The sequence below is a fragment of the Micromonospora sp. SD19 genome, assembly GCF_054462275.1.
Genome location: NZ_JBTLMN010000001.1, coordinates 466502 through 489393 on the forward strand (window position 1 = coordinate 466502; position 22892 = coordinate 489393).

The window sequence follows — 22892 nt, forward strand, 5'->3', positions numbered from 1 at the left end:
CGGCGGTTCAGCGCTGTGACCGCCCGCGCAGGTGATGGCGGGAGGGTTCCCCGGTGGCGAGTCGTTCACGGCGTGGTGCCAGTGACCGTCCTCGACTTCGCGTGTGAGGACTCGTTGCTCATTGGCGCAACGGTACAGATCCCGTCGGCCTGTCATGGTCCGGTCGAACGCGTACCGACTGCTCGACGGTCGGACAGGTGACCGTCGGCGGTGCCGCAAGGTCTCAGTTCCCCGCCTGGTTGTGCTGCCGCTGGTTTCCCACGGGGTCAAACTCGATGTCGGGGTGGTTGTGTCCGCGGTCTGCGCAGTGCTGCCACATGTCGTGCAGGTGCTGAAGCATGCGGGCGGTTGCGGGGTGATGGGGGTGGGCGCGGCGGTGCGCGGTGATGGTGTCGGCGAGTAGGCGTCGTGCGGCACCGCAATGGCCAAGGTCGCGCAGGACAAGGGCGAGGGTGGCCTGCGTGGCGAGGGTGGGGTGGGCGTCCGGCCCGGCGATGGTGATGAGTTGATCGGCGAGGTGCCGGTACGCGTGGTACGCGCGTTGGTAATGCCCAGCCTGCCGGTGGGCGGTGGCGAGGGTGTGCAGAGCGGTGAGGACGGGCCGGGCGGAAGGGCCGTGCAGGTGCGCGTGACTGTGGTGGGCGTAGCTGGCCCAGCGGATCGCGGCGGCGGAGTTGCCCAGACGTAGGAGCAGCTCGGCCTGCAGGTGCGCGGCATCGGCGAGGGCGGGGTTCGCGTCGGCGGTGGCTGGGTCGACGTCGGTGAGGGCGTCGCGCAGGACCTCTCGGGCGCGCACCGGGTCGGTGGCGGCGAGGGTTCGGGCTGAGCACAGCCGTTCAGCGAGGGCCGGCGCGGCGTGGCCTGCCGGGGCGAGGGCGACGCGCCAGGTGAAGCGTAGGTCGGTGGCGGTGAGCCCGGCTGTGACGCGGGCGAGGACCCGGCTGGCGTGCGCGGCGGCGAGGTTGGCGCTCTTGGGGTGACCGGTGGCGGTGACGATGGCGGGTGTGTGGCGCAGGACCGCCCGACCGACGGTATCGGCGACGACGGCGGCGTCGAGTCCGCGCGGCCGGCAGTTTCCCGGGCACTGGTAGACGAGCCGGTCCCCGTCAGGGTTACTCGTCATGGGTTGTTTGCAGGTGCGGCAGAGCAGGAGATCGGCTGGCAGGAGAACCGGTGACGGGTCCACGACTGGCTCGGCTTCGGGCGGCGGGGCGGGTGCGGCGGCGCTGGTGGTTCGGGTCCTGCTGACCCAGTCCTGCACGAGGCGCCGGTCGAGGTTCAGCTCGCGGGCGACCGCGGAGATCGGACCACGATGTCCGTTGTCACGTGCGGCGGCCACCCGTTGGACCGCGGCCTTGATGAAGTCGTCAGAGTACTTGCGGGGGTAGGCCATCGGCTCGACGTTCCTCGGACAGCTCGTTGATGTTGGGACGTGGTGGTGGCGACCGCTTGGCGAGCGTGGCGGGAAGGCCCGGCACCGGCGGCCGGCGTCGGCTGCTGCGGTCAGCTCTGGCGAAATGTGGGCGTGATTCGTTGCGGCATCTCTTGCCGCTGACACCTCAACGTCGTGCCGTTGAGGGGGCAGCACTTGTCTGGCCGGCTGCGACGGGGCGGGCCCGGTTGGTGGGCCAGGTGTCGGAATTGCGGTCGGGATCGCGGCGCATCGGGCACAGGGCCGGCCCGTCGGGCAGAACGATCGCCGGTCGTGGGGTGTAGCCGTGGCGGGTGTACAGGGCCTGAGCGCTGGTGGTGGTGTCGGTCCAGGAGGGCAGGTCGATCCGGTCGAGCCGGCTGCGGTGGTGGGTGAGCATCGCCGTCGCCCGCCCGGCTCGCTGGGCGTCGGGGTGTACGACGAGAAACGCCAGGTGGTAGTGCGGCTCGATCGGCCGGGCTGCGGACAGCAGGGTGTCGAGCTGGTCGAAGCGGTCGGCATGCGCACCGGCCGCGTCGCGCAGTCGACTTTGGTAGTTGGCCGGTGGCGGGATGGGCCGGTAGCGGTGGAACCCGACGGTGCCGGCGCTCAGGTCGTCGGTGACGTGGCTGTCGCCGTAGAACATGGCGTGCTCCACCCAGATCGCCGCGACATCGGTCAGCACCCGGCACCGCACGGCTGGGTCGGGTACGAGCCAGGCGGCGAGCGGCGTGGGGTGCAGGGCGGCGGCGATCAGCGCGGCGACGGGGTCTTTGTCGGCCCAGCGAGCGGCGCGGATGCGCATGTCAGCGTCCATGAATCTGTTCTCCTTAGAAGCGGGTCAGCGGTAGGCGGCGGTGGCGAGGTCACCGACCGCGGCGTCGACGGCGGCAGTGATGTCGCGTACCGGGCGGTGGTGCTGCTCGGCGATCGCTCGCAGCTGGCCGGTGACGACGTTGGTGTCGTCGAGGTAAAGGTGGGCGGCGAGGCCGAGGACGGCGACGAGGCCGGCGAGGGCGGCGGTGTGGTTGTCGGGCGGCTCGCGTCCGGCGGCGAGGTAGCGCAGCCGGGACCGGGCCACGACCGCCCATTTGGTGTCGGTGGCTAGATAGACGTCGGTGCGGGCGAGGCCGCCGAGGCGGCGTCGGCTGGTGCGGTGCAGGATCCCGCCGGCGTGCAGGCCGGCGCGGGTGCGTTCGTACAGGTCCTCGGCGAACCACGTCAGCCACCCGCGCAGCGTCGGGGCGGATTTGGCGTAGCGGATGGAGGCGATGGCGGTGTCGGCGATCAGGTCGCCGACAGGCCGGTCGCGGTGCAGCCACAGCCGCTGCTGCCCGCCAGAGCTGGCGTCCTCAGTGTCGTCGAGAGCGATCCGTCCGGCCAGGAACAGGTCGGTCAGGACCGCGCCGGCCATGCCGAGGGAGAGGGCCTGGCGGTGGATGTGGGGTTGGCCGGTGTCGTCGTTATGGCCGAGCAGGAACAACTCGTCCCGTAACGGCAGCTGCGGAATCGACGCTGTCATCGCACCGGCCGCCTATCCCAGCCCGGCCGCGCGCTGCCGCAACCGGGCGTGCACCCCGTTGTAGGCGGCGGCCGGGTTCGGTAGCAGCGTCTTGTCGATGGCGGCGAGGACCGTGTAGTTGGGGTCGCACACGTTGCCGATCGGCGCCCGCCCCGCCTGCGACACCAACTGGTAGGCGTCCAGGATTTCCAGACCAGTGAGGTCGCTCGTCCAGCCGACCAGGTCGCGGTGGGCGATCCGGTAGGCGTCCTCCAGAGGCCGGGCGCAGCCGACCAACATGATCGACGTGTCTGTCTCCAGGCGGGGCCACACCGTCGGGGTGCCTTTGATGACCTCGATGGCCAGGGTGGTGGTCGTGGCGATCTCCACCCCGACGCCGCAGGCCTCGCCCTCGCCCTGGCGGGCGTGTCCGTCGCCCAAGGCGAGCATCGCCCCGTGCACGTTCACCCCCAGATAGAGAGTCGTTCCGGCGCGCAGCTCCGGGGTGTCCAGGTTCCCGCCGTGGGTATCGGGGACGATCGTGGAGCGGGCCTCGAACCCACCCGGGGCGACACCGATCGTGCCGATCATCGGGTCAAGCGGCAGGTCGACGCGTTGGTCGGTTTCCGTGGCGTGGAAGCGGACCGTGCCGGCCTGCCGGTCGATGTCATACACCCACACCCGCTCCTGCAGCGGCGGCTGCAGGGTGGCGGTGTGTGAGGTAGAGGTCAGCGCCCCGAAGTGCGGGAACGTCGAGGACACACCCCAGTCGCGGGCGGGTGTGATGGCGGTGAGGTGGATGGCGAGGGTGTCGCCGGGTTCGGCGTCCTCGACGAAGAACGGTCCGGACACCGGGTTCAGGTACGGCATCCGGCACACCTGCGACGGCAGGTCCGCCGGCCCGCGCACCAATCCGCCGAAGCAGTCCTCGGTGTACACCTGCAGGACGTCGCCGGAGCGGACGTGGGCCACCGGCATCCGCCCGCCGAAGGTGTAGGCCAGCTCGTCGCGGGCGGGACGGTAGGTGATCGTCTCCATGGCGGTCACACCCGTTCCACGTGGCGGGCCTGCGGCTGCGCGGGGGCCAGACCCGACAGGGCCGGCCGGCGGCCGGACAGGTACAGGCCGGCGAGAACGACCATGCCCAGGGCGAGCCAGGCAAGGCCGAGGCGCTGCGCGGCGATGTTGGCGTTGACCACCACGTAGGCGAGGATCGCGAACCCGATACCCGGCATGACCAGGTGCGCCCGCCAGTTGCCGCTACGTCCACGAATGAGGTGATGTACGACCACGGAGACGTGCAGCACGAGGAAGGCGACCATCGCCCCGAAGTTGATCAGCGATGACAGCAGCGTGATCCCGTCAGCCCGGGTCGCCATGTACAGGCCGAGCACCAGGGACACGGCACCGGTGAGCAGGGTCGCGTTGATCGGCACGTTCCGGCGGATCGACACCTTCGCCAGAAACGCCGGGAGTTGCCTGTCCCGGGCCATCGCGTACAGCAGGCGTGAGGTGGCGACCTGCGCGACCATCGAGTTCGGCAGGCCCCACGCGATCGCGGTCGCTACCGCGCACAGGGTCGCCAGCCAACCCCCGCCGGCCACGGCTGCGGCGTCGTAGAAGGCGGTGCCGTTCACATCGCCCTCCGCGAGGAGAGTGCCGGGGTCGGGGACGAGCATCGCGGCCAGCCACGTCTGGGCGATGAACAGCACCCCGGCCAGGATGAGCACGGCGGCCATGGCCCGGCCGATCTGCCGGGAACCGCCCTTGGTCTCCTCGGCCAGCATGCTGATCCCGTCGAAGCCCAGGAACGACAGCACCGCGATCGACACCGCGCCCGCCACGAGGGACCAGGTGAACGTGTCGGAGCTGTAGAAGGCACCCCAGCTGAACTTGCCCCTGCCCGAGGCAAGAGCCCAACCGGCGACCGCGAGGAAAACCGCCAGGACGATCAACTCCCCGACGAGCATCACCCGGGTCACCATCGCGGTCATCCGGATCCCGACCGAGTTGACGACCGTGTTGACCGCCACGAAGCCGAGCAGCCACACCCACACCGGCACCGCGGGCACGGTGGCGTGCATCGCCACCGACGCCACCAGGTACAGCAGACCCGGTACGAGCACGTAGTCGAGCAGGATCACCCAGCCTGCCAGGAAACCGACCGGCGCGCTGATGCCCCGACCGGCGTAGTTGTAGACGCTGCCCGACATCGGGAACGCCTTCACCATCTGCGCGTAGGAGAACGCGGTGAACACCAACGCCACCACACCCACCGCGTACGCCAGTGCCACCATCCCGCCGGAACCGGCGTATACGCTGCCGAAGATCGCCATCGGCGCGATCGGCACCATGTACACCAAGCCGTACGCGACCAGGTCCCGGAATCGCAGCCTCCGGGCCAACTCCTGGCGATAGCCGTAGCGTGTCAATTCATCTTGTAGCTGCATTGCACCCTTTCGAAGAGCTCGTGTCGGCAGCGGCGAAACATCCAATGTTGGGCCGCGTGTGAATTGCTTCACGCTCCGAATGGTCGCTCGATTCAAATGGCGCGGTCGATACCGGAAATGCGGACAAAGGATGTTGTCCGCATCGAATTTTTCGCTCCCAAACTTGAGCGGCCCGGCGACAGTTCGAGCCGTACCGTCTAGCGACAGAGGTGAAGTGCTTGCGCGTAGAGTCGGCCGTGTCTGGGGAGCACTCGCGCCGGCTCGGCGGCACGGCAACTTCTGCTGCGCCGTTGCCGGTGCCCCGGCGGCCGGTCGACGAGGGTTCACTATCGTCCGACGGAAGTTGTTCGAGGAGGACCCGTGAGGCTGGCGGACAGGATCGCTGTGGTCTCGACGGAGGACGCGGTTCGCGCCTCCGTGAGCTACGACCAGCTGCGTTCCGGGGATGGCGCGCTGTACTGGTTGGAGACCCGCCCCGAAGCAGGCGGGGTCGCAACGGTGACATGTTGGCGACCCGGCGAGGGTGTGCGAGACCTCAGCCCGGAGGGCTTCGACGTCACCAGCGGCGTTCACGCGTACGGAGGCGGGGCATTCGCTGTCACTGACGGGACGTTGTGGTGCGTCGGCGGAGACGGCCTTTACCGGAGCCGTCTTCACGACGATGAACTCGAGTTGGTCAGTCTGGGATCCTTCGGCGACCTGACGATCGGCGACGGCGAGTTACTGGCTGTGCGGGAGTCAGAGCATGGTGACGACCTCATCGCGGTGTCGCTCACAGGTGCTCCACAGATGCGGACTCTCGCCGTATCCCGGGGATTTCTCGGCGCACCTCGGCCAGGCCCGGGTTCGTTAGCCTGGACCGCTTGGAGCGAGCGCGACATGCCCTGGGATGCGTGCGAGGTGTGGGTCGCCTTCTACTCGCCGTATGGTCACCCCGAGCGCCCGGTGAGGATCGCCGGCGGTTCCGACGAGTCAGCGGTGGAGCCGAGGTGAGGTCCCGACGGGGCGTTGTACTTTGTGTCCGACCGCAGCGGCTGGTGGAACCTCTACCGCTGGGACGGTCACCAGGTGAAACTGGTGGCACCGATCGCGGGTGAGTGCGCGGCCGAGCCGTGGGAGCTGGGCTACGCGTCGTACGACTTCCTTGACGACGGCCGGATCGTCGTGGCGGTGCAGGACGGGCCGCGGCACCGCCTCGTCGTCATCGACCCTGACGGCACTGTTCGCCCGGTCGACCTTCCATATACGTCCATCAAGCCCTACCTGGCCGTTCAAGGAACGACGGTGGCATTGATCGGGTCGTCGCCGACCGCAGCCCCACAGGTCGCGCTCGTGCACCTCACGGCCGCCGCTCCTCGGGTGGAGGTGCTTGCCCGGTCGGAGCACGCCAAACTCGACGGGGCGCAAGTGTCGACGCCGACGGAACTGCGAGTTCACGTCGCGGGTGATCGAGAGGTAATTGCCCTGGTGTATCCGCCAACGGCCTCGGCGGCGGGCTGGCGGGCACCGGTGATCGTGAGGGCACATCCTGGGCCTACCGCCTCGTGCCTCCTGCGCTTGGACTGGCAGGCGCAGTTCTTCACCAGTCGGGGGTTCGCCGTCGTGGACGTCGACTATCTCGGCAGCACGGGGTACGGCCGGGTCTTCCGGGAGTCGCTGTACGGCCGGTGGGGCCTCGACGACGTTGATGACTGCGCCGCGGTGGCGGACCACCTGCTTGCAACAGGACGAGCCGTACCGGGTCACGTCTTCATTCGCGGTGCCAGCGCCGGCGGATACACAGCCCTGCACGCGGTGGCGCAGAACGGTCCGTTCGCTGCCGCCACGGCCGTGTCAGCGATCGTGGATCCCGACCGGTGGGCGGAAACCGTGCCCCGCTTCCAGCGCGCGCACGCCAGACGGCTGCAAGGCGGTGCCGGGCGGGTCAATGCCTTAACCGTTCAGCGGCCGGTGCTGCTCGTCCACGGCACCGCCGATGACGTGGCGGTGGTCGAGGATGTGCGGGAACTCGCCGATCAACTGACGGCCCACGGCGTGCCCCACGAATTGCTGCTTCTTCCCGACGTCGGCCACTACGTGGCGACCTCCGCCCAGGCGGGCACGGCGCTGGAAGCGGAACTCGCGCACTACCGTTCCGTGATGGCGGCTGCCGCTGCCGATTAAGGGGACTACACCGCGGCCAGCGGTAGCTGAGAACGCACGTACTCGCCGAACTCACGGACCTCCGGCTCACACCGGTAGGGCTCAAGATCGGCTTGCACCTCAACGATGCGCTCCAAGCAGCGGTGCGAGGTGGTCCGCGCGGCGTGATCCACCGCCACTCGGCCGGCGGCGCAGGCTTCGTCAATGCGGCCAGCGGCAGCCAATGATGAGGCCAGGAGCGCGGTGTCGATGGCCAGTCGGCGGACATGTGTGGGACTCAGCGCGGCAAGGGCATCGCCCAGGTGCCGTTGGGTCTGCTGCGGTCGGCCTAGATCATGGAAACAGTGGGCAAGCTCGTCGGCGAGATAGGCCGGATCGAAGTACTGGATCCACAGCGGCTCGTCCTCGGTCCTGCTGCTGCGATTCAGTTGCCTCTCTGCGATGTCGAGGTGGACCATGCAGTCGCTTTCGCGTCCGAGGCGGGCGTACGTCCGCGCCACCACGGCGTGTAGCGCGGCTTCCACGGCGGGCGTCGCCTGATTCTCACTACCCCTCACCGCCGTGAGCGCCATCCGCAGCGCCGGCTCGGGATGGCCGCAGTGCAGCGCCAGGTGGCCGATGTTCACGGCGAGCAGGTAGCTGCCGTAGAGGCAGTCGTCGGCGGCCTGCGTCAGCCGCAGAGCGCGCAAGTAGCGGCGCTGCGCGAGACCGTGGGCTCCGGTGTCGACTGCCTGATACCCGCACAGTTCGAAGAAGCCCGCCGCCAGCCTGTACAGGCGCCGACCGATCGCTTCCGAGGCAGGGCTATTCGCCAGCAGGCGGTTCAGTTCCCCTTCGACATACCGCTGCACCTGGGCATGGACTCGTCCGGCGCCGTGGGTGTGGTCCAGCTGCCGGAACATCGCCAGAGCGGTCTCAGCGGAGCTGAGGTCCTCTTCGCGAACCTGATCAGGTGAGCCGGGTCGCCCGGCCGCAGACAGTCGGGGGCCGGCGGCAGCGTTCAGCCAGTCCAGAGCGGCGCGATCGAGGACACCTGGCTGGAACGGAACCCGGACGACCATGTCGGCCAACCCCGAGGTCTCCGCCGATTGAGTGGGAAGCAGGGTGATGGCGCCCATCGGCGCCGCCGCCATCTTGCCCGCGTTGACCCGATTCTTCTCGAGCAGCGGTAGCAGGCGCATCAAGGCGCCACCGGTCGTCAACGCCTTGTCGCATGCCTCGACGAAGTCCCGCGAGGGGAACCGGTCTGCCGTCTCGACTCGACGCACCAGGTCGGCACTGAATCGGATCATGGCACCCAGCCGCGCCTGCGAGAGGCCGGCGTGCTCCCGTAACCGACGCAGCTCGGCACCGAAGAAGTGGCGCTCAGACATGGACGGTTGAAGCGCCCGCGGAGTCTGGCCCATGACACCGCCTTTCAGGCCGCCCACTCCCGGATGGCATTGAGCAGCGTGGACATCGCGCACATAGGGTCACTCAGCGTTCAGCGCGGCGCAACCAGGAACGACGAAATGGTGTCGATCCGAACCCGCTCACGGGGCGAGCGCCATGCGGACAACCATTCCGTCCGCATGCTCGGTGTTCACGACTGCGGCTCGAAGGGTGAGGGTGTGGAGGACGGGGTGCCGACCACTCGTCAATCCGCTTCGGATCTTGAGGAACCCTCGGAGGTTGTAATGGAGCACGAGACGAGGCCATCCTCCGTGGTCGTGACGGGTGCTGGGATTGGGATAGAGCCCGCAGATCGGGCATCAGGCGATGAGCCCAGTGCAACGCCCCTGCTGATGGATCACTTGGCTCTTCGTGACGTTCGGTTACCGGACCTAGACTCAAGGTCGTTTGCCCAGCGGTCGGCGGGCACTGCTCAGTGCCGCATGCAGTTCCGTTGACACCTGTGGGCCTACGAGCTTCTGAAGTCAACGAATGAAGAGGGGTTTTCCCATGCCGGAGCGGGTCACCAAGGAAAAGGTTCTCTGCTACGTCGTACGTGACGGTCAACTGCTGGTCTTCCGGCACACCGATTACAGCTACGAGGAAGTCGGCATCCAGGTTCCGGCCGGCAGCATCCGCGCCGGCGAGACGCCGGAGGCTGCAGCGCTGCGCGAGGCTGGCGAGGAAACCGGCCTGAAGGACTTCAAGATCGTGCGGAAGCTCGGCGAGACCGAGTACGACATCAGCCCGTACCGGTTCGAGCTCCAGCACCGCCACGTCTTCCACCTGGAACTGACCGAGCCGACGTCCGAGCGGTGGATGAGCCAGGAGGACCACGACGGGGAGCAGGAGCCGACGCACTTCGAATGCTTCTGGATTCCGCTGGAGGCCGCCCACATCCTCCAGTCCGGCCAGGGCGCCCTGCTGGGAAGGCTGTACGACTGATCCCCGTCCGGTCACGGCCACCCCTGGGAGGCAGCCGATGTACGGCACCACCGATCAGCACGACCCGATGGCCTATCTGTACCGCGGCCTCGACGTCGAAGACGCCGACAGCGCCGTATCGGTGATCTTGAAGCTACGAGGTGAGACCTGCGACATCGACTGCCTGTACTGCTACGAGAAACGCAAGGAGGTCCCGGGGGGAGCCCGGATCGACGCGAGTCAAGTGCGTCGACTCACCGAGCTCTTCTCGGGGCGTCCGCTCGCCGTGGAGCTGCATGGCGGCGAGCCGCTGACGGCCGGACGCGACCATGTCGCCGAAATCCTGCGCGAACTGGCGTCCCAGCCCAGCGTCGTGCGGGTGTCGATGCAAACCAACGGCGTGTTGCTCGATGAGCAGTGGCTGGATCTGTTCGACGCCCTGTACCCGCGCCTTCAGATCGGCATCTCCCTCGACGGGGACGCCGCGGGCAACGCCTGGCGGGTTGGTTACGACGGCCAGCCGGTCTACCCCCGCGTGGCCACCGCCCTGCGGCTGCTGGCTGAGCGCGGGCGGAAGGTGGGCGTGATCGCCGCAGTCACTCCGACCGTGCTCGGCCGCGCCGAGGCCGTCCTGGACCACCTCGCCGGCTTCGAGGCGGTCAACGCCGTCAGCTTCGTGCCCTGCTTTGATGCCTCCGTTCAAGGTCCTACCGCTGCCCAAGGGCAGCGCCTTACCGCGAGCCGGCTCCTTCAACGCGCGGCTCTGCGCGGCCCGCAAGGGCCCGGGTGGGCGACCACCCCCGACCAGTACGCCGAGTTCGTACTCGCCGCCACCGTTCGCTGGATCGGCGCTGGCCACTTCGCCCGGCTGAAGCTAGAACCGTCCGTATCCACCATCCGACGGCTGCGCGGGCTGGATACCGGCTTCTGCCACTTCTCCAACCTGAAGTGCGACCACGTCTTCACGCTCTATCCGGACGGAAGGCTCGGCAGTTGTGACGAACTACCCTGGCCACAGGCCAAGCTCACCCTCTTGGACCAGCCCTCCGGACAGAAAGCGGTCGTCGCGGCTCAGCGGCGGCTGCCGCTGCTGAACCAGGGCAAGGCACTCATGGAGCGGTGCACCACCTGCGCGTACCGGTCCAGCTGCGGCGGCGGCTGTGTGGCCACCCGTTGGCGTCAGGACCAGGCCGGTGACCAGGACGCCTACTGCGACTACCGGATGCGGATGATCGACGGCATCGCCGCACTCCTCGCCCAGCCCGCCCACCCGGCAGGGGCCTGGTGCCGCAAGGTGCGCTCGCACCCGCGTATGCCGAACAGCATGCGCGACGTCGCCTCCTTCCTTGCCCACTGGGACCACCCCGAGGCGAACCGCCCACCTGTACGGGTGCGCACCAGCTCGCACGGCAACATCAACACCGTCGGCCTGCCCGGCGTGCACGAGGCCGATGACCTCGACCCGGCCCACCCCCAGTGGCGAGAGGCGATCGAGCCCGGCGTCCGCTCGCTGGTCGACGCCGTCACCCAGGACTGGCGCCTGATCACGTACGACAGCTGCCAGGGACATCTCTATCCAGGCCTTGATCTGCCGCCCGCCGAGCGCCGGGTCGGCATCCTGCCGCGTGACCGAACCGAGTACGCGCGAGCTGCTGCGGCCCTGTGCCGCGCGATCACCGCTGTGACCACCGACCTACCCGCCGCAGTGCAGGTGGCCGTCGGGCGTGCGGAGCTGAGGTGCGAGACCACCGGACGTGCGAGCCCCGTACTCGACTTGGTGCTTCGCCGGGGCACCAGGCACGGCTGGCCGGCGTACTTCGAAGCCGTTGACGCGGCCACCCGCGCCGTCACCGACGCGCTACGCGGCGAGCGGCCCACCGAGGACGGCTGCCATTGCCCAGCGCCTCAGAGCACTGCTTCGACCAGCGAGGAGGCGGCATGGGTAGCGTCACGGCCTCGCTGACGATCCATCAGTTGCTGGGGCGGATCGTGTACTTCCACGCCCTGTTCATCGAGCCCGCACTCCTTCCCAGCGCCGCGCGCCGGCCCGGTCCGGTGTGCTGCAACCATGGCCCGGACTCGGGCCGCAGCACCGTCAGTGAGTTGTTGACGGACTCCGCCTGGGCGGCTCTCGTTGAGGTCGCAGCCACCCTCCCCGCCCATGATCATCCGTGCCCGATGGCCAACGGCGCGTGCTGTGCCACCTGCCGCGTTGTGGTCGCAGCCGCAGCGGTCGGGGCTGGATGGGCGCAGACCGAGCACCGCAGCTACCAGCGGGCTGAGCCTGCCCAAACGCTCCTGCGCTCCTGCCGGCTCGTGGCGGCGGCACGGCTGGGGCGGGCCTTCGCCACACAGCACGTCGCTTGGTGCCCGGCGTTGGACCAGTTGACGGTGTGGGAGCCGCTGCCCGGCGCGGAGGAGCTGCCGTTGACCGGCGAGCTGCTGGCCCTGTGGGCCAATCCGACCGCCAACCCTCACCACCCTGTGGCCAGTTGGCTCAATCACTGCACCGGCCTGGACGACGTCCGCCGAGTGCTCGAGACGAGGAGGAGCGACTCGTGATTCACATCGCCGAGACCGTCGCGGTCGGCAGCGTCGAGGGATTCGTCGACACCGAAGAGCGGGACCAGCTCGCCGCCATGATGAACGACTTCCTCAGCGATGAGGCCCGGCTTCGCTTCGGCGCGAGGCGGGCCACCTCCATCCATGAGATTCCCGGTCGCTCCAAGGAGCAGGCCATGGCCGTCTACGAGCCGGCCGGACGGATTGAGGTCCCAAGGATCCCGGACAGAGCCGAGGCACTGCTTCAGCATGCCTTCGACCGCGCCCGCCCCGCTCTGTCCCGCGTCATGCCATCGATCACCGCTTGTCGGCCCTGGACCTACGTCGAGTACGGCCCCGGCCAGCACATCACCGGCCACCTCGACGGCATTGCCCCCGACCCGTTCGCTTGGCCGCGGCAGATCGCCGGCATCAGCGTCGTGATCCGTGAGGCGGAGGCCGGCGGCGCGTTCTACGTCGAAAGCACGTCCAGCGGCCGCCTGTGGAACACCCGGCTGGAGCACGACGCCCAGGAACAGGGATACGCGGGCGGTATGTGGCTGGCCCACGACGGCGCCGACCACTCCGCTGACTGGTATGCGGCCATGCCCCGAACCCGATGGAGCGTGAGCCCCGCCCCCGGCACCGCCCTGCTCTACGGCTCCCAGCTCACCCACGGCACCAAACCGGTCTCTCTCGGCCGCATCGCGAAGTTCATCAGCTGGCTGATCGCCGAGAAGAACTAGGAGCGAGGCATGCTGCTGGCCTTGGAAGGAATCGCCGGAGCCGGGAAGAGCACGCTGCGCGACCGGATCCTGGCCAACGCCGCCTGCGAGAACATCCGCCTCGGGCACATCGGCCAATTCTCCTGGCTGTCGCTGGAAGCGACCCGCTCCATCGTCAGCCTGCGGGCCGGCCGTCCAGCAGCAGACGGCGTGCGGGCGGTGGCCGCGGTCCGCCGCGACCTGGAACTCCATGCCCGCCATAACCTCGCTCCCGCGCTGTCCCTCGGCCCGGTCATCGCCGACCGGCTCACCTTGTCGACCGCCTGCCTGATCGCCCTGCTGCACGACCGTCCTGTCGCCCACTACGTTCAGCAGCTCGCCGAGGTCACGGCCGCGCGGGCGGACCTGATCGTCCTGCTCACCACCGAGCCCGAGCTGTGCCATGCCCGGCTGTCCGAGCGGCCCACAACGCGTCGCTTCGGGGAGGACCGCCCGACCGCCGCTCGGTATGCCGACCTGTACGAGCAGGCAGTCAACGCGTGGACCGAGGCAACCGGCCTGCCCGTGCTGCGCCGCCCGTGCACCACCAAGCCCGACCTCGACCGGCTGGCCGCCGCCTGCCTGGAGCGGCTACGCCAAACCGCACCGGATGCGGCGCGAACATGAGAAGGCAGCCCATGCACCTGCACCCGATGCACCCAGCCGCCTGGGTCCTTGACCAGATTCTTGACGCCGGCTGGCGCGTCCACGACCTCCTCTGCTTCACCCGCGCCAGCACCCTGGTGCTCGCCAGCCGCAACGGGACGCCTCCGGTGGTCCTCAAGGCCGGCTTCGGCAGCAACCACGTCCTGGCCGAGCTCGACGAGGCCACCCGCAAGGCCGCCTACGGCTTCTACTGGTACGCGGAGATGACCGAGGCCGAGAGGGCCTTGAGCCGTGAGGACTTCCGCCACGAGATCGCCGTAACCCGCGCCGCCCAAGGTGCCGAGCACGTCGTGCCGTTGCTGGAGCAGGGCAGCAACGATCGATTCGACTGGTACACCATGCCCCACTGCCGCGGAGGCAACTTCCGGCCCCGCCTCGCCACCAACCTCAGCCGAGACGACGCGACGGCCGGGCTAAGCATCTTGGCCGACGTCGCCGAGGGCCTGAGCACCTTGCACGAACGCAGGATCGTGCACCGTGACGTTTACCAGGAGAACGTCCTCATTCACGACGGCCACGGAATGATCACGGACCTTGGCGCCGCGCGCCGCACAGAAACCCCGCGCGGCCCCACCGCTCGGGGCCCGGAGGTGCACTGGCCCCCGGAGTACGCCACCTCCTACGACCGCGCCACCCCAGCGGCGGACACCTTCAGCCTCGGAGTCCTGACCTACCGCTACCTGTGCGCCGACATCCCCCGCCACGGCCCCTCCCGGCTGCACACCGCGCCCGCCGGACTCCGCCCGATCATCACCGCGGCGCTCGCCCCAGCACCCGAGGACCGGCCCGCCATAAGAGAGCTGCGCGACGCCCTGCGCCAGGCGGTCACCCCCGCAGCCACGCCGGCCCAGCGCAGCAGCTGACCCACATCAACCGGAAGGAGACGCGGTGCCCACCGCCCGCTCACCGCCACAGGAATCGGCTCCAGAAGGCGCACGACCCACACCCCCATTCGGAAAGGACGAGCGCACTCATGGACAACGACCGGATCAGCGACTTCCTCGCCGCCGTGGACGACCTTCGCGGCGACGACGAAACCGTCCGCAGCACCCGCCACACCTCCAGCGTCTCCGCCGAGGGCTGGCCGACCGCTGAGGCCCCGGCGAGCACCGCGGCACCCGAGGGCACCGACGTCTGAACGCCCCGCATCACACCGACGGCCCGCCGTCAGTGAGTACCTCCTGGGGCCGGACCCTCACGGGGCCGGCCCCAGGCCCAGCCTGTCGGAAGGACCCACCCCGTGGACGCGCCCACCATCTCCTTCTCGTTCGCCCCCATCCAGGCCCACCACCGCGACCGCACTCGCCGGATTCGCGCCGTCCTCAAGCCCGCCGTCCAGCCGACCGCCAACATCCCCGACTTTTCGGGGTCGGACGCCTTCGACTACTGCCTGGCCCACCACGTCCTCGAAGGTGCCGAGGCCGCCGCCCGCTCCCGCGAGACCGCCACCTTCAACTGGTACGGCGCCCACCCGGACGCGAACGCCTCAGCGCTATCGACCCCCACCGCCGTCGGTCCGCGCATCGTCCTCGCCCCCGAACTGGACCGCCTGCCCCGCTCGGCGATCTCCGATACCCCCTACTACGTACTGGGCCCGGACACCACCGCTGCCCCGCCGGGCCTGCGGGACCTGGCCGCCACCGCATACGCCACCGGCGCGAAGAACGGTTTCGCCGACCTTCTCGCCGGCCACGCAGTCGTCGTCTGCCTGCTGCGACACAAGCAGCTCGGCGACACCCTCGACAGCTGGACCATCACCCGGCTGCCCGGCACCATCTACTGCGACCACATCAACGAGCCCGTCGTCCTGGCTCGCGACCTGATCCACGAGGCGGGCCACAACTGGCTCAACGACGCCCTTGGCGCCACCGCCTGCGAGATCAGCGACGAAGTCAGGTTCTACTCCCCCTGGAAGAAGACAAACAGGCCCGCCTTCGGCTTCCTGCACGCCTGCTTCGCCTTCCCTCTCACCATGATCTACACCGCTCGCGTCCTGCCCGAAACCAGCGGCGACCTGTACCGATTCCTGACCGCCTACATGGAGCAGCAGCGCGGAATGCTTGCCACCACCACCGCCGCCGACCACGACCGAGCACTCGCCCTGATCACCGACCCCACATTGCGGGAACGCCTGCGCTCCGTCCACCGCGAAGCCCTCAGCTTATGAACTCCACCGACACCTCGGTCCCCGCTACCGAGACCGCCCTCGCGGTCCGGCTGGGCGAGCCCGGCGTCATCCTGCGCGTCGGCCAGGCCGGCCATCCGACGGCGCAGGCGCACACTGGATTGGCCAGTCTCGAACTCGCCGCGCCCGTCGGGGAGAACACCGCCTTCAACATCGGCTCCGTCGCCAAACAGATCACCGCGTACCTGTGCATCCGCGCCGCCCGCGACCGCCTCCTCACCCTTGACCGGCCCGTCGGCGAAATCCTGCCCCGCTTCCGCATTCCGGACGTCACCATCGGCGACTTCGTCCGGCACCAGGGCGGCGTCCGGGACGCCGAATCCCTCCTGTCCCTGGCCGGCTTCCGCGAACTCGACCACTACACCGCCGACGACCTGCTGCAACTCGCCTACCGCCAGCGGCACCGAGCCGTCGAGCCGGGCCACTTCCTGTACAGCAACACCGGTTACCTCCTTCTCGCTGAAGTCCTCACGCACGCGTACGGCGCCGGACTCCACGAGATCGCCAGCGAGCAGGTCTTCACCCCGCTCGGCATGACCTCGGCCCGCTTCAAGACCGATCCACGCGAGGTGATCCCCGGTGCCGCCGCCAGCTACCAGGCCGTCGCCAGCGGATGGCAGCACCAGCAGCGCCCGGTCACCCTGCCCGGCCCCGGCTCTCTGTGGTGCACTGCCGCTGACCTGGACCGATGGCTCGCTCACCTCTGGCACGAATGGCACTGCCGGGCCGACGACGCGCTTCCGTTCGGCCAGCACCTCGGCTATCAGTCCAGCGACCACGCGCCGTTCACATACGGTGCCGGGCTGTACGCCGATCCTCGTCCCGGCCGCACCGCCGTCTTCCACTACGGCCACGAGCAGGGGTTCTCCGCAGCCGTCCATCTCACCAACTCAGGGCTCCGCGTTATCTGCCTGTCAAACCACGCCGGAATCGCCGCCGACCACGTGCTCGCCGCTGCCCTCGCCGACCCCACCCATGAATCCGGCGCTGATCCGGGCGAACTGCTGTCTCGCGCGTTGGCAAGCCTTCCTGCGCACAAGACCACCACCTCCACGGGCAGCGCCGACGCCGAAGCGGCTCACACGTCGCTCGGCACCTTTGTCTGTGACGAGGTTCCCGGCACCGTACGCCTGACCCGCAGTGCGGGCTCGCTGTACTTGTGGCGTCGGGGAACCCTCGACCGTCTCACCTACACCGGGTCCACGTACGCCGCAGACGGCTACACGCTCACACTCAATGCCTTTTCGGCGACGAACGAGGATGCGCCGACGCCCAATGGCTTCGTTCTTGATCTCGACCGCGCACCGGGCCTGCACTATCAACGACGCTCCGACTGACCCACGGCCACCCACCACAACGCCAATTGGATAAGGGTCGACCTTCGGGGGTTACAGGTTGCGGCTATTTGCGCCACCAGGTGGCCCGTCCGCGCATGCCGTGGTGCCAGGTGTCCGCCTGGAGTCGGGCGTTGTCGATGGCCTGTTGGTCGCGCTCGGAGCGGTATTCGCGGTGGGGCTCGTGTGGGCTCCAGTCGCCGATAAAAGGCCGTAGGTCGCCGGGCTTGGGTTCGATGTCGAAGCCGATCCCGGCAAGAGCTCGATCTCCTTGAGTGGGGTCGAGACGGTCGGCGGCGTCTCGCGCCCACTCAATCCAACGATTGCGGTTCTCCGACTCTGCTGGTTCGTCGGGCGCGGCCTGTCCGAGGGCGTCACAGAAGGCGCGGATCTCGTTGGCGGAGATCCAGGAATCGTAGGCCCGCCGGAACGCCTTCTTACGCAGGAGCTCTGCGGCCTGAGGGCGGGCCTCGTCAATGGCGGCCTGCCAGCGGCGACGCTCTTCCGCCCGCTTCCTTTCTTGCTCGGCGACGTATTCGTCATGGGCTCGCTGGGCGGCCAGTTTCGCTTCCTCGTCAGCGGCGATGCCGGCTTCGACGTCCCGGATGATGCGGGTAAGGCGTTTCTCCAGGGTGGTGCGCTTGTCGTCGGTCCAGGTGTCCTTCTTGTCCCAGCCGGTGCGGGCGATCTCCATTCGCAGCCGGCCGGAGGCGACCCGGTCGGTCTTGGGGAGCACCATCCACCGGTCGCGCCGCAACTGTCGGGCCTCCTCGTCCGTGGGGACGTGGGGGATGTCGTCGTACTCCTCGATCAGCCTGACCTTGCGACGGGTCTTGTCGATTTGAAGGTAGACCGACGGGGTCTTGGTCTTGGTGTTCACCCCGACCCGATGGCCTCGTCGTCGGGCTTCGGCGGCGAGGCCGCGGATCAGGTCCAGCGCCCGGGGGACGGATGCTTTCGTGACTTCCAGCCCGGCGGGATTCTTTTCGAGGGCGGCGAACACGAGGTCAGGGTCGGTGGTGACGCGGCGGGTGTTGAGTCGGATCCGGTTCCAGTCCGTCTCGTCCGGGTCGTCGTCGTTGGACAGGCGGATGATGAGGTCTCCGGCGGCGCGTCCGGTGTGCTTGAGGTGGAACCCGGCGGGTACAAGGCCGTGCTGCTTGGCGGCGTGAATGACCCGCCGATACAGGGCGCGTTCCTCGGGATCGGGGCTGTCGACTCGCACGGTCCCGTCCTCGGCCTGAAGACGTTCGACGAGTTTCCTGGCTTGCTCGACTGTCGAGGCGGCTGGGGAACGCGTCGAGCCAGCCGCCGTGGTCGTCTCGCCCACTCGCGGCTGGGCCGAGGCCGCCTTACCTTGCGTGGCGGTAACGGCGGCCCGAACGCGCTGGCGGGGCGCCGCCCTGCCGCCCGAGAGGCGGTCCGGGTGGTCGGGGTGGATGCCGTTGTCAAGGTAGAAGCGGCCGGCCTCGGTGATCTGGGCCCGCCACACACCGCCTCGGCGGCTGACGTCGACGAGCCGACGGGCCTGCAATGCCCGGGCCGAGAGACGCTGGTCGACCCCGTCGGGGCCACTGAGGTCGTCCCCGTCACCGATCCGCCGCAGCAACAGTAGTTGGTGTTCCTTCAGCGGGTCCCATTTCTGCACGCTCTCGACCTTCAATGGCCACGAGCTGATCCGCAAGCAACGACACCCGACTTCGCCCTGGACGCAGGTGGAGTCAGACGCGCATGGCGATATCGGGCCGGCGGGTGAACGCCGGCGCAGACAAATCCACCCACCCTCGCGGCGCCGCTACACCGGTTCTATCTGACCTCTACAAATGCCCCTTCCTCACCTTGGAGTACACCCTGTTCACGCATCGATGTTCACCGCCGCCGCTGGCGGCTACCGCATCATCAACGTCTCCCGCTGACAGAATCGGGCTTGACCTCCCGTTGTGGGTCCGGCCGACTCTCCCACTTGGCGTCCCGCTTCAACAGGACCCCCGAACGGACCCTCTGGTTCGGCTCACAGCCCAGGTCGGGGCCGCTGTCAGCACCGTCTGTCGTGATGCGACAGACCCTCCGACTGGGTCTCTCCCCGCTGGGATGGTGATGGCGCATGCCTGATCAGCTGCTTCGTGTGCAGTCCCAGCTCACCGGCCGCGACCTCGTCCTGCTCGGTTGGCTGGCCGATCACGGTGTTCTCACCTCCTTCCAGATCGCCAATGCCCTGTTCCCCTCGGTCGATTACGCCCAGGAACGCCTGCGGGCCCTGATGCAGAAGTTGGGGGTAGTGGACCGGTTCCGGCCGCAGAAGCCCGACGGCGGCTCCTACCCCTACCACTACGTGCTGGCGCAACTCGGCGTCGAGGTCGTCGCCGCGCAGCGCGGCGACGACCTGCCGCGCAGGGACCAGGCCCGGCGGAAGCGTGGGCACCTGACGAGGCGGGCGAACCTGCCGCATCTGCTCGGGGTCAACGGCTTCTTCACCGCCCTGGCCGGTCACGCCCGCACCCATCCCGGCAGCGAGTTAACGCGCTGGTGGCCGGCTGGACGTTGCCAGCAGACGGGGGCCTTCGCCGAGCCCGACGACGACGTCGCGGCCCGCGCTTATACGCCGAGGTCGCGGCCGGATGGGCACGGCATCTGGGTCGAAGGCGACCGCAGGGTGCCGTTCTTCCTGGAGTACGACCTCGGCACCGAACGGCCGCTTTCCCGACTGGTCGACAAGATCGACGGCTATCGGGAACTGGCGCACGTCACCGGCCGGATCTGGCCGGTGCTGTTCTGGCTGCACTCCCCGGCACGCGAGCGGCACCTGCACCAGGAACTTGCCGCGGCCGGGACCATCTACCCGGTGGCCACCGCCGTGCACGCCGAGGTCACCGGCATCAACCCGGCCGAAGCCGTGTGGTGGCTGCACCGCCACCACGGGGCGCCGATGCGCCTGGCTGACCTCCCCGCCGCCGACAGCCGCACCGAACAGGCCACCTGACCCACAACGGCAACCCACCCCGAGCTACCGGACACGCGCCCACACAGGCGGCGGCAAGGGCAATCACACCGCTGAGCCCCGCGGGCCAGCGGGCGCGACGGCTGCTTCCCGAACCGCGATGACGGCGGCGGCCGGCAAAGCGCAGCCAGCGATAGCCGCAGCCACGCCGCTCCCGCCCGACAGGGGCGCGGACCATACCTCTGCTCACGCCGTGACAGCAACGCCTCGCAACTGTCAGCCGCTCTCCGGCGCCCTGTGTGAGTTTCCGTGAGTCGCTGACAGTCCGCGTCGCTTCCCGGTGACAGCGCTTCGAGGTATCGTCCCCGCCCCCTCGCGCGTAAGCAGCGCGACCCGCCATGAGTCGCCTCTTCCGCATCAATTTGATCGATCGCGCCAATCCGCGCAGGAAAGGAAACCACATGAACGAAGGATTCCGACCCCCGCAGCTTCACACGCTTTTCGGAGGACCGTGGCCACCGCGCCGTATGACGACGAAAACGTCGTCCGGAGCTATCCTGACAAACCAAATCCCGGTACCGCCCCCAACAACAGCGGTGCGAAACACATCCCCACCAACGAAAAGGAAACGACGATTCCGATGCGTATCGCACGCGTCGACACCATTCCCATGACCGCCGAAGACCTCGACAACGCCGCCGAAGCCCTCGCCGTCCTGCTCAACCACTTCTGGCGCGAACACCCCGACCTCGCCGCCTGAACCCCCTCGCCCAACGCCAGCGGCGGCCCACCACCGCGTGGGCCGCCCGCCGGCCAACCCCACCCCGAACCCGCATGGAGGAAACACCTCATGGCAGGCAAGCCCACCCCCACCAGCCCACCGAAGCGGCGCGGCCGACGCGCCCCCACCACCACGCAGCAGGAAGGCTCGACCGGCCCGTGCCGGGTGTGCATCTACATCCGGCGCTCCACCGACGACGAACACCAACCCTTCAGTCTGCTCGCCCAACGCACCGCCCTGCGACGCTACGTCGACAACAACCCCGGCTGGGTCATCGTCTGCGAATTCGAAGACGACGCCTCCGGCGCCACCACCGAACGCCCCGGCCTCCAAAAGGCACTCGACGCGGCGAAAGCCGGCCTCTACGACGTCCTCCTCGTTTATCGAGTCGACCGATTCAGCCGCAGCCTCGCCCACTTCGTCGACCTCGCCGCCACCCTCGACGCCGCCAACGTCCGCGTCGCCTCCGCCACCGAACCCGTCGACACCGGCGGCCCGGTCGGCCGCATGATGCTGCAATTCCTCGCCGTCTTCGCCGAATACGAACGAAACATGATCATCGACCGGGTGAAAAGTGGCATGACCGCGAAAGCCAGCAAAGGCCAATGGGCCGGCGGCACCCGCCCCTACGGCTACCTCGTCAACCCCGACACCCAACGCCTCGTCCCCCACCCCGACGAGGCACCCATCCTGCGGGACATCTTCCGCCTCTACACCCGCGACCGACTCGGCACCCGCGCCATCGCCACCGACCTCAACGCCCGCGGTGTCCCCAACCGCACCGGCAAGAAGTGGTCCGGACACACGATCAACCGGATCCTGGACAACCCCGCCTACGTCGGGGACATCGCCTACCGCGACGTCTACGTCCCCGACGCCCACGAAGCGCTCATCGACCGGGACACCTTCCGCCGCGCCCAAGACATCGCCGCCGCCCGCGGTGACGTCCAAACCCAGCGGGCCATGTCCGACTCGGACTACTACCTCACCGGCCTACTGACATGTCCACGGTGCGGACAGCGCTACATCGGCACGTCCGCCAAAGGCCGCACCCGCCGCTACCGCTACTACACCTGCTTCACCCGCACCCGATACGGCAAACACGCCACCTGCACCGCACCCCGACTCCCCGCCGACGACCTCGACCACATGATCCTCAAAGCCCTACTCGACTTCTACACCACCGCCGAACCCGTCCTCGCCGCCATGATCCAACGCGCCCACAACCAGCACGACACCACCGCCGACGACCGGCGGGGCGAACTCACCGCCGTCGTCCACCAGATCACCACCACCGAGAACGCGATCGGCCGGTATCACACGGCGTTCGAGAACGGCACCATGGACGACGCCACCGCCGGCCCACGCATCCGCGAACTCCGCCAACGGCTGGCTCAACTCCAGGCCCGGCGCACCGAACTTGAGGCGGGCCTGACGTCCCAGCCCGAGCCCCCACCGCCCGGCACCGTCGCCCGCATCCGCGACCACCTCAGCACCATCATGACCAGCGGCACCGCCACCGAACGCAAAGCCGCCATCGAGGCCCTCATCGCCGAAGTCCAACTCACCGACCAGGGAGTCGTACCCGTGTTCAAGATCCCCACCGACACCACAATGCCCCCGCCCGAAACGGACGGGGGCACCTCAGGAGTACCACCGGTTCGCACAATGGTGCGATCGGTGGGCCGCCAGGGACTCGAACCCTGAACCTATGGATTAAAAGTCCACAGCTCTGCCATTGAGCTAGCGGCCCGCGCGCTCAGGTTACCCGACCGTCCACGCCCCGGCTGATGTCCGCCCCCGGTCTGGCGCAGCGATGTTGAT

At 68.7% G+C, this 22892-nt stretch carries 21 protein-coding genes and 1 tRNA gene; 14 read left to right on the forward strand and 8 right to left on the reverse strand.

Going from position 1 to position 22892, the window contains the following annotated elements; translation table 11 throughout:
- Positions 1 to 223 precede the first annotated feature (223 nt).
- From ACX27O_RS02150 to ACX27O_RS02170, 5 genes are all read right to left on the reverse strand, one after another.
- Positions 224 to 1393, reverse strand: a complete 1170-nt coding sequence (locus ACX27O_RS02150) for a hypothetical protein (protein ID WP_458938869.1) — start codon at positions 1391 to 1393, stop codon at positions 224 to 226.
- 166 nt (positions 1394 to 1559) lie between these two features.
- The gene (locus ACX27O_RS02155; protein WP_458938870.1) at positions 1560 to 2228 is read right to left on the reverse strand and encodes a GNAT family N-acetyltransferase; all 669 of its coding nucleotides are present in this window, start codon (positions 2226 to 2228) and stop codon (positions 1560 to 1562) included.
- Positions 2229 to 2252: 24 nt separating this feature from the next.
- Positions 2253 to 2933 carry a GOLPH3/VPS74 family protein gene (locus ACX27O_RS02160; protein ID WP_458938871.1) on the reverse strand — a complete coding sequence of 227 codons (681 nt, stop codon included), beginning with the start codon at positions 2931 to 2933 and terminating at the stop codon, positions 2253 to 2255.
- Positions 2934 to 2945: 12 nt separating this feature from the next.
- Positions 2946 to 3959, reverse strand: coding sequence for an acetamidase/formamidase family protein (locus tag ACX27O_RS02165; protein WP_458938872.1), 1014 nt, complete (start codon positions 3957 to 3959; stop codon positions 2946 to 2948).
- Positions 3956 to 5362, reverse strand: coding sequence for an APC family permease (locus ACX27O_RS02170; RefSeq protein WP_458938873.1), 1407 nt, complete (start codon positions 5360 to 5362; stop codon positions 3956 to 3958). The genes ACX27O_RS02165 and ACX27O_RS02170 overlap by 4 nt, the downstream gene beginning before the upstream one ends.
- A 360-nt stretch (positions 5363 to 5722) precedes the next feature.
- Between ACX27O_RS02170 and ACX27O_RS02175 the strand changes: the two genes are divergently transcribed.
- Positions 5723 to 6355, forward strand: a complete 633-nt coding sequence (locus ACX27O_RS02175; RefSeq protein WP_458938874.1) for a hypothetical protein — start codon at positions 5723 to 5725, stop codon at positions 6353 to 6355.
- A gap of 15 nt (positions 6356 to 6370) precedes the next feature.
- Positions 6371 to 7525: a S9 family peptidase gene (locus ACX27O_RS02180; RefSeq protein WP_458938875.1), complete on the forward strand. Its 1155-nt coding sequence runs from the start codon at positions 6371 to 6373 to the stop codon at positions 7523 to 7525.
- Between the two features lie 5 nt (positions 7526 to 7530).
- Here the strand turns inward: ACX27O_RS02180 and ACX27O_RS02185 are convergent, their stop codons facing one another.
- Positions 7531 to 8910: a helix-turn-helix domain-containing protein gene (locus tag ACX27O_RS02185; RefSeq protein ID WP_458938876.1), complete on the reverse strand. Its 1380-nt coding sequence runs from the start codon at positions 8908 to 8910 to the stop codon at positions 7531 to 7533.
- 535 nt (positions 8911 to 9445) lie between these two features.
- Between ACX27O_RS02185 and ACX27O_RS02190 the strand changes: the two genes are divergently transcribed.
- The 9 genes from ACX27O_RS02190 to ACX27O_RS02230 all read left to right on the forward strand — a co-directional run bounded on the left by ACX27O_RS02190 (position 9446) and on the right by ACX27O_RS02230 (position 17352).
- The gene (locus ACX27O_RS02190) at positions 9446 to 9880 is read left to right on the forward strand and encodes an NUDIX hydrolase (RefSeq protein WP_458938877.1); all 435 of its coding nucleotides are present in this window, start codon (positions 9446 to 9448) and stop codon (positions 9878 to 9880) included.
- Between the two features lie 37 nt (positions 9881 to 9917).
- Positions 9918 to 11822: a radical SAM protein gene (locus ACX27O_RS02195; protein ID WP_458938878.1), complete on the forward strand. Its 1905-nt coding sequence runs from the start codon at positions 9918 to 9920 to the stop codon at positions 11820 to 11822.
- Positions 11798 to 12421 carry a hypothetical protein gene (locus ACX27O_RS02200; RefSeq protein ID WP_458938879.1) on the forward strand — a complete coding sequence of 208 codons (624 nt, stop codon included), beginning with the start codon at positions 11798 to 11800 and terminating at the stop codon, positions 12419 to 12421. The genes ACX27O_RS02195 and ACX27O_RS02200 overlap by 25 nt, the downstream gene beginning before the upstream one ends.
- Positions 12418 to 13146, forward strand: a complete 729-nt coding sequence (locus tag ACX27O_RS02205) for a hypothetical protein (protein WP_458938880.1) — start codon at positions 12418 to 12420, stop codon at positions 13144 to 13146. Before ACX27O_RS02200 ends, ACX27O_RS02205 begins: the two co-directional genes overlap by 4 nt.
- 9 nt (positions 13147 to 13155) lie before the next feature.
- A complete protein-coding gene (locus ACX27O_RS02210) occupies positions 13156 to 13791 on the forward strand; it encodes a nucleoside/nucleotide kinase family protein (protein ID WP_458938881.1) in 636 nt (211 codons plus the stop codon).
- A gap of 11 nt (positions 13792 to 13802) precedes the next feature.
- A complete protein-coding gene (locus tag ACX27O_RS02215; protein ID WP_458938882.1) occupies positions 13803 to 14693 on the forward strand; it encodes a protein kinase domain-containing protein in 891 nt (296 codons plus the stop codon).
- A 110-nt stretch (positions 14694 to 14803) separates the two neighbouring features.
- Positions 14804 to 14968 (forward strand): hypothetical protein, encoded by a 165-nt coding sequence (locus tag ACX27O_RS02220; RefSeq protein WP_357186169.1) that lies wholly within the window; start codon positions 14804 to 14806, stop codon positions 14966 to 14968.
- Positions 14969 to 15070: 102 nt separating this feature from the next.
- Complete coding sequence (locus tag ACX27O_RS02225) at positions 15071 to 15997, forward strand: aKG-HExxH-type peptide beta-hydroxylase (RefSeq protein WP_458938883.1); 927 nt, start codon at positions 15071 to 15073, stop codon at positions 15995 to 15997.
- Positions 15994 to 17352 carry a serine hydrolase domain-containing protein gene (locus ACX27O_RS02230; RefSeq protein WP_458938884.1) on the forward strand — a complete coding sequence of 453 codons (1359 nt, stop codon included), beginning with the start codon at positions 15994 to 15996 and terminating at the stop codon, positions 17350 to 17352. Before ACX27O_RS02225 ends, ACX27O_RS02230 begins: the two co-directional genes overlap by 4 nt.
- Positions 17353 to 17416: 64 nt before the next feature.
- Here ACX27O_RS02230 and ACX27O_RS02235 read toward each other — a convergent pair whose 3' ends face one another.
- The gene (locus ACX27O_RS02235; RefSeq protein WP_458938885.1) at positions 17417 to 18997 is read right to left on the reverse strand and encodes a hypothetical protein; all 1581 of its coding nucleotides are present in this window, start codon (positions 18995 to 18997) and stop codon (positions 17417 to 17419) included.
- A 456-nt stretch (positions 18998 to 19453) separates the two neighbouring features.
- On the opposite strand from ACX27O_RS02235, the gene ACX27O_RS02240 reads away from it, so the two are divergent.
- The 3 genes from ACX27O_RS02240 (at position 19454) to ACX27O_RS02250 (ending at position 22775) form a co-directional block, all read left to right on the forward strand.
- The gene (locus tag ACX27O_RS02240) at positions 19454 to 20329 is read left to right on the forward strand and encodes a replication-relaxation family protein (RefSeq protein WP_458938886.1); all 876 of its coding nucleotides are present in this window, start codon (positions 19454 to 19456) and stop codon (positions 20327 to 20329) included.
- Positions 20330 to 20798: 469 nt separating this feature from the next.
- Entirely contained in the window at positions 20799 to 21047 is a 249-nt protein-coding gene (locus ACX27O_RS02245; RefSeq protein WP_458938887.1) for a hypothetical protein, read from the forward strand.
- A gap of 90 nt (positions 21048 to 21137) precedes the next feature.
- Positions 21138 to 22775, forward strand: coding sequence for a recombinase family protein (locus ACX27O_RS02250; protein WP_458938888.1), 1638 nt, complete (start codon positions 21138 to 21140; stop codon positions 22773 to 22775).
- Here ACX27O_RS02250 and ACX27O_RS02255 read toward each other — a convergent pair.
- A tRNA-Lys gene (locus ACX27O_RS02255) sits at positions 22750 to 22821 on the reverse strand. The two genes, ACX27O_RS02250 and ACX27O_RS02255, sit on opposite strands and share 26 nt — an antisense overlap.
- Positions 22822 to 22892 lie beyond the last annotated feature (71 nt).